Raw genomic sequence first — 1748 nt, forward strand, 5'->3', positions numbered from 1 at the left:
CCACCGCTTCGAGGGTGAAGGTGCGTGCATCGACGCGGCGCCAGGCCAGCCCGGTAGTGCCCAACAGCTGTTGCAAGGCGTGTTCGGCACTGAACCTGCCGTTCAGCGCCGGCGCCTGCTGGCCGGGAAGTTCCAAGGTGTAGACGACGCTCTGGCCTGTGGTGCGGCTGAAGGCATCGAGTGCCTGCGCCAAGGGTTGCGCCGGCTGGGCGAAGGTGTACGCCTGCTGTTGCTCGGCGGCGCAGGCCAGGGGGGCAACAGTGAATGCCGGGAGCGCGCAAAGGCCGAGCCAGAGAGGGACGCAACGCAGGGTGAACTTCATGGACGCTGACCTGTGAGAGGGATATGACTGCGAATGAATCGCACTTCCACTCATTACACGGATGCCACGTTCTGTTACCTCACCCGCTATCTGAAAATAATTTTGCCTGTGCCGGCCTCTTCGCGGGCTTGCCCGCTCCCACATGGACTGCACAAGTTTCGAATCCGGTGCAGTACCAGTGGGAGCGGGCAAGCCCGCGAAAAGGCCGGCACAGGCGACTACCTGATGACAGTGAACCGCCCCAGCACTGTCTGCCGCGAAAAGCCCATCACCTTGCCCAGCGAATCCAGCGCCAGCAACGGCTCGGCCACCGGGAAACTGCCACTGACCTTGCGCTGCCCCAACTCATCATCGAGCAGCAGGATGCGCCCCGGGTAATAACGCCCCAGGTCCCCGATCACCTGCGCCAGCGGCACCTGATAGTAATTCAGCCAGCCTTGGCGCCATGCCAGGCGGCTGTCGCTGTCCACCGCCAGGGTGTCGGCAACTAGGCCCGCAGCGTAGGCCACCTGCTGGTTGGCCGTCAGTTCACGCGCTGCGGCGCCCGGTGCCGGGCTCACCGCCACCCGCCCGCTGCGCACCGTGACCTGGGCGCCCTCGCCCCGCTCACGCACCTCGAACTGGGTGCCGAGCACGCGCACCTCGCCACCGGCAGCTTCCACCAGGAACGGCGCACCGGTATGCGTGACCTGGAAGAACGCCGCGCCATGCAACAACCGCACACGGCGCTCACCCTGCACAAAATCGACTGCAATCGCGCTCCCTGCATCCAGCGTCACCTGTGACTGGTCGGCCAAGGTCACCTGGCGAACTTGATCAGCACTCCTGTAGTCGGCCTGCAGGTCCTGCAGCCACAGGCCTGGGTGCCAACCACCGGCAACGCCCACGGCCAGCACCAGGCAGGCAGCCATCGCCAACGCCGCGACCCGTTGCCGCCAGGGGCGCCCGGCCGGCGGCCTGGCCATCGCATCCAGGTAACGTTGCAGCTTTGCCTGTTCTTCAACGGCCAGGCGCGCCGCCGGGGCGGCGCTGTTCTGCCACAGCGCCTGGGCCTGGGCGTAGGCCTCACGGTGCCCAGGGTCGGCCAGCAGCCAGCGCTTGAACGCCGCGCCCTCGGCTTGCGCGGGCTGCTCGTTGATACGGCTGAGCCATTGCAACGCGGCCCGGGACTGCGCCTCGGTGATCGGCGGTAAACGGCTCATCGACGGGCACTCCCTGGCCGGCGTGGGGTGGTCGCGGGCTCGGCAACACTCGCCTTGCACGCTTCGAGGGCGCGCATCATATGCTTTTCCACAGCACTCTGGGACAGTTGCATGGCCTTGGCGATCTCGCCGTACTTGCAGCCGTGGATACGGTTGAGCAGGAAGATCTGCCGGGTGCGCTCGGGCAAGGCGCGCAAGGCAGCGTCGATGCGCTGCAAGTCGTG

Annotated in this window: 3 protein-coding genes; all 3 read right to left on the minus strand. The window is 66.6% G+C overall.

The window, feature by feature from the left end; translation table 11 throughout:
* Positions 1 to 322 (minus strand): STN domain-containing protein (locus JV551A3_RS27000; protein WP_205125973.1); only part of this gene is annotated, 322 nt, incomplete at its 3' end.
* 218 nt (positions 323 to 540) lie between these two features.
* Positions 541 to 1524 (minus strand): FecR family protein, encoded by a 984-nt coding sequence (locus tag JV551A3_RS27005; protein ID WP_133979271.1) that lies wholly within the window; start codon positions 1522 to 1524, stop codon positions 541 to 543.
* Positions 1521 to 1748: sigma factor-like helix-turn-helix DNA-binding protein (locus tag JV551A3_RS27010; RefSeq protein ID WP_268939240.1), on the minus strand; the 228-nt coding region annotated here is incomplete at its 5' end. The genes JV551A3_RS27005 and JV551A3_RS27010, both read right to left, overlap by 4 nt.

The organism is Pseudomonas inefficax (assembly GCF_900277125.1).
Classification (GTDB): domain Bacteria; phylum Pseudomonadota; class Gammaproteobacteria; order Pseudomonadales; family Pseudomonadaceae; genus Aquipseudomonas; species Aquipseudomonas inefficax.